The organism is Weissella sp. DD23 (genome assembly GCF_001579105.1).
GTDB lineage: Bacteria > Bacillota > Bacilli > Lactobacillales > Lactobacillaceae > Weissella > Weissella cibaria.
In genome coordinates, this window is record NZ_KQ970395.1 from 77,737 (window position 1) to 82,500 (window position 4,764).

Annotated in this window: 4 protein-coding genes; all 4 read right to left on the reverse strand. The window is 45.1% G+C overall.

Annotated features, from left to right (window positions below; all coding sequences use genetic code 11):
- Positions 1-401: 401 nt before the first annotated feature.
- A complete protein-coding gene (locus WEIDD23_RS09040) occupies positions 402-1,514 on the reverse strand; it encodes a toxic anion resistance protein (protein ID WP_010372487.1) in 1,113 nt (370 codons plus the stop codon).
- A gap of 2 nt (positions 1,515-1,516) precedes the next feature.
- A complete protein-coding gene (locus tag WEIDD23_RS09045; protein ID WP_010372485.1) occupies positions 1,517-2,287 on the reverse strand; it encodes a 5-bromo-4-chloroindolyl phosphate hydrolysis family protein in 771 nt (256 codons plus the stop codon).
- A 131-nt stretch (positions 2,288-2,418) separates the two neighbouring features.
- A complete protein-coding gene (locus WEIDD23_RS09050) occupies positions 2,419-3,243 on the reverse strand; it encodes a WxL protein peptidoglycan domain-containing protein (protein WP_010372482.1) in 825 nt (274 codons plus the stop codon).
- Position 3,244: 1 nt separating this feature from the next.
- Positions 3,245-4,764 (reverse strand): WxL domain-containing protein (locus WEIDD23_RS09055; RefSeq protein ID WP_062358926.1); only part of this gene is annotated, 1,520 nt, incomplete at its 5' end.

Genomic DNA, 4,764 nt, shown 5'->3' on the forward strand with positions numbered 1-4,764 from the left:
AGCCATGCGCGCGCTTTGCGGCATGATGTACAACTAGGTGATGTATATAACGTGACCATATTTGCCCCCTTTCGGCTACTACGGTGTTACTGCTACCTATGGCTACAATTATAGCCGTCTAGTTGTGAACATGTAACCCCTATTTTTACGAAAAATTGCGAATAAATTACAGTGCTATGACAGTCACAATGTGCTGTCCTTGACCATTTATTAAAAAATGATTAAGAAAAATTCGTATCAGGCCTGCTAGCTTTTATAGTAAGTTGTTACGATCTATGTAGGCATTGATATGCAGATTATATCGTGTCAAATGTTTTGCTTATACAACCTAGGTATCAAAAGATTTTATGAATAGCCTATGAAAAAAGCTGGCCGATTGTCATATTCGGTCAGCTTTTTTATTAATTCACATTCTTGCGTGGTACCGATTCGTCGGCCATTGCCAGCAGTTTCTGCTTTAATTCCGTTTCCATCTCCTGCATCTTCACTTCTGCATCGGCCCGCTTTTGACGGCCATCACGCTGAATTTGCATGGTTTCTTCAATGGTTTCAATCAGATTAGCTTGGGTATTTTGTAAGGTTTCAATATCAATAACCCCACGTTCATTTTCCTTTGCAGTCTCAACAGCACTTTGTTTCAACATCTCGGAATTCGCTTGGAGCAATTGATTAGTCGTATCTGCTACCGCGCGTTGGGCCGCCACAGCATTCTTTTGCTTCAACAAAGTTAACGCAATGGCAACTTGGTTCTTCCATAATGGAATAGCTGTTGAAATCGACGATTGAATCTTTTCGGCCAATACTTGATTGGTTGATTGAATCAGACGAATTTGCGGTGCTTGTTGCAAGGCAACTTGACGCGTTAACTTCAAATCATTGCTGCGCTTCTCTAAACGTTGTTCAAACTGCACCAAGTCCTGCACCTTTTGGGCATCTAATTGATCACCTGACGCTTGCGCAACTTCCCGGGCAGCGGGTAATTCGCGATTACGAACATCACTTAACTTCATTTCAGCACCTGCAATATAAACATTAAGTTGCTTGAAGAAATCTAAGTTTTGTTGGAACAAACCGTCAAGCATTTTGTTATCAGCTAACAAAGTCTCTTTATGGCGATCAAGGCGTGCCGCAACATTATCAACCTGGGCACCAATCTTCTGATATTTGGCAGTGACTTCATAAATTGACTTCTGAACCCGCTTAAAGACGCGTGCAAAGAAGCCTTGCTTCTCTGGAATCAATTCATTGGGATTCGCTTCACTCAAATTCCCCATCAATTCCGTCAGTGCATCCCCAATTGGACCAACATCTTGATTTTGCACCCGATCCAAAACGCCCTGTGAAAAATCCGTTAAATTCTTTTGGGCATCAGAGCCATAAGTCAAAACAGAATCTGTGGCAGACATATCAAGGGTTTGTGCCAACTGTAATGCCTTGGCTTTTTCGTCAGACGTCAACGTATCTGTTAACTCGGGGGTCGTTGCTTCAGGTGTTTTTACTAACTCTTCCGTCATGTTTATTTCCTCATTGTTCGTTTTGCAGTATCCAATTGATCTTGCAAAGATGTAATATCATCACGCGTGATACGGCGATAATCTTGCTGGATTTGATCAGCCAATTGGCGCAACACATCTCGGGCAGCTGCTAATTGTTGTTTATCAGATTCATCAATCATTTCATGGCTAATAATGTCATGATACGTCATCAAAATCTTTTCCATATTAGGTAAATGTGTATAAACAAAATCGTCTGCGTCCGTCAGCTGCGTTGGATCATCTGCGAGTTCCTTCACCACACCACGAGCGTACCGAATCACTTCGGTTTCGGTCGCAATCTTGCGTAGCCCATTCGTTTCAGTCAGTAGCTGTTCAACATGCGTCACACTGTCGTTTGTGCGATTAAACACGGCTTTAAATACCGTTAAATCCCGTTTGTTCAACCCTTGACCGTTAATTTTTAATTTGGTCTGAGTCGTTAATTTAGTTGGCGCTTTAACATGGCCCACTAGCACTTGGCGCGCACCAATCACGGCCACCGTCAGCACAATTTGTAGCAACCAGCTCACCCCTGAAAAAGACCAGGTCGCTGCAATTAATGCGAGTGGCAAAATCCAGCGCAAGACCGTTTTTGGTGCGACAAAAATTGCTACCAGCAGTCCAGCCGTTAAGGCCGAACTAGCTGCTGCTTGGACGGGCGAAATTGCACCGACACCAATAAACAGCGCCAGAATGGTCAGCCACTTGCCACGCCGTAATTCCTTTTTTGATAGTTTTTCTAAATCAAACATCTTTATTCCCCTCGTCGGTTCTAGATTTTATTATACGGCTATTAATATCGCTCTGTATAGCATTTTTACATCGCACCCGTGATATCACAAAAAGCCCTTAGCGACGCACATCGCTAAGGGCTACTCGTTGACTATTTAACTTTAACATTATTCGTAACGGTTTGATGCACTGTCTTGCTAGTAAACCGTGTCGTCACCTGATAGTCACCCGGTTGATACGTGTGTTGATCCAGCGTCATAGCTGCCGTGACATTAGGCGCCAATTGCTTACCCTGTACCGCTGCCTGATGTACCACGTGTCCCCTGGCATCTTTCACGGTTTGCGTCACTTTCACCTGATTAATAAACTGGTTCGCCTTATTATTGATACCAATACCAATTTGATGACCCATCGTCCGTGCTTGTAGATTAACCTTCGCCACTTTTTTTACGTGACCCGTGTGCAGCACAACTCCTAAGACATAGGCATAGCGATTTGCTAACATTTGCTGTTGGCTACGTTGCCGTTGCGCCGTCACTTCTTGAAAGTGGAGACCACCAGCGATTACCCCGTTCCCCATTGTCTTTGGCAACCGGACCTTGACGGTCAAGTAACGGGTCTGACCAGCAGATAATTTCATTTTCTGGGTACCTGTCGCTAATTTTTCAAACCCTAGTCGCGGGTTAATTGCCTGACCAACAGTGCGATCATAGACAACATCACCAAGCGGATTTGTCCGCGCCGGTTCGGGAATCATGCGAACCGTTTTCGTCGTCTGCGTTAAATTTTTAACCTGCATTTTCAGGACAACCACTTGTCCCGGGTGCGTCTTCAAATCGTAGTAATGCGCCGTTTTATCAAGTTGTGCTTTCATTGGTTGTGGTGTCACCGCAAATGGCAACCCATCTGCCGAAACCGAAGGGGCGAAAAGCCCTAATGTTAGGACCAAGCCTAACAAAATTCGTCGTTTTTTCATCTTACTTATTCCCAACCGTATCTAAAACGGTCCACGTTAAATCTGCCGTGTAGTCACCTTGTTGCGCACTACCACCTGGAATAGCCAGCTTGACGGCCTGATCCACATCCCGACCGTCAGTTTGACCTAAATCAGATTGGCCACCAAAAACCGCCAACCAAGTACCGGGTATGTTTGCTTGGTTTGTTGTCATAATCGTTGCGCTTTGACCAAATGCCACCGTTTGCTTGTCAACAACGTTCCCCGTCAATTTTCCTGGCGTAGTGGCCATTTTAGCATTATCAAACGATAATGATGCCCCCTGCAACGGCTTGCCCGTGGTCTTGTTTTTCAACGCTGACGTCGCCAATTGGAGCGTCCAGCCACCCGCTTGTGCCCGCAAGTCAGATACTTGCGCGTAAACAGGTGCAATCAATGTACTGTGTGCATCATCAGCAAACTTTTGTGCACTCGCAGCATACGTTGTCGATTGCCCTGAAATTTTTTGCTTTCCAAAATCCAAAGTCGAGGCATAGTCGACCGTCAAGATGCCTGATTGTTCCTTCCCCACTGGCGTATCCGTCCCTGGAATCAACGGATTTACCGGCTTGGCATAATCGGGATCAAATGGATTCAATGGTTTGTTAACCAACGGTGCATAGGTCACAATAACGGTATCTTTATCACCCAACTTACCAGTGACCGTTGCGATATCTGGCTTATAGCCCACAATATCCGGTGAGGTCACACTATAATCATCCCCGTCATATCCCGACTTTGTGACCGAGTCAAAATAGGTCCCCAGCTGCGTGGCATATTGATACTTAATCGTCACCTTGTTTTTCTTTTCATACGTTAAATCAAAGTGATTCGTATCATCATCACTGTTGGCAATCGTAAACTGTTGATAATTTTTGCGGTTATCACCCGTAAAATCGTAGCCAGCTACTTTAGGTGCAACATACACAAAGTTAGGATCAAATTTGGTCGTCTTGCTTGCCGCATCAACATCAGCATCACTTTGCACCACCGTAACCGTATTTCCCACCACCGCTGGCTTCTGGGCTGGATTAAAGACTGGCGCTTTAAAATCGCTCGCATCAACCGTCGTTTTGGCGGCGACACCGTTAAAGGTTGCTTGGACGGTTCCATACTTCACGCTAAACGTCTTCATATTGACGGACATGGTTGAGGTTTCATTACCCGTTGAACCAAAGACAGAGAACCCCATGTTACGGGCCACTGTCACTGTTTGTGTCCAAGTCTTGCCGTACCCAGTTATCGTGATATTACCAACCACTTGACGACCGTCACTTGAAACTGACACGGGTGCCCAAGCAAAGCCGACATCATCACCACCACGACTTAGACTGACGTTTTGCGCTTGGTCGTTGCTACCGATGGTTTGTAGTTTACCCGCACTATCAGTGTGTCGGAATGACGCATATTGCTTCGAATTAACACCTAGCGACGTTCCGATGTTCGAATCACCCATATCCGAGTTGTAGTAAAAATCAATTCCCCAGAATATCGCATTTGAGA

Coding starts and splice junctions, on each gene's coding strand:
- WEIDD23_RS09040 (WP_010372487.1), bottom strand. CDS start 1,514: ATGACGGAAGAGTTAGTAAAAACACCTGAAGCAACGACCCCCGAGTTA.
- WEIDD23_RS09045 (WP_010372485.1), bottom strand. CDS start 2,287: ATGTTTGATTTAGAAAAACTATCAAAAAAGGAATTACGGCGTGGCAAG.
- WEIDD23_RS09050 (WP_010372482.1), bottom strand. CDS start 3,243: ATGAAAAAACGACGAATTTTGTTAGGCTTGGTCCTAACATTAGGGCTT.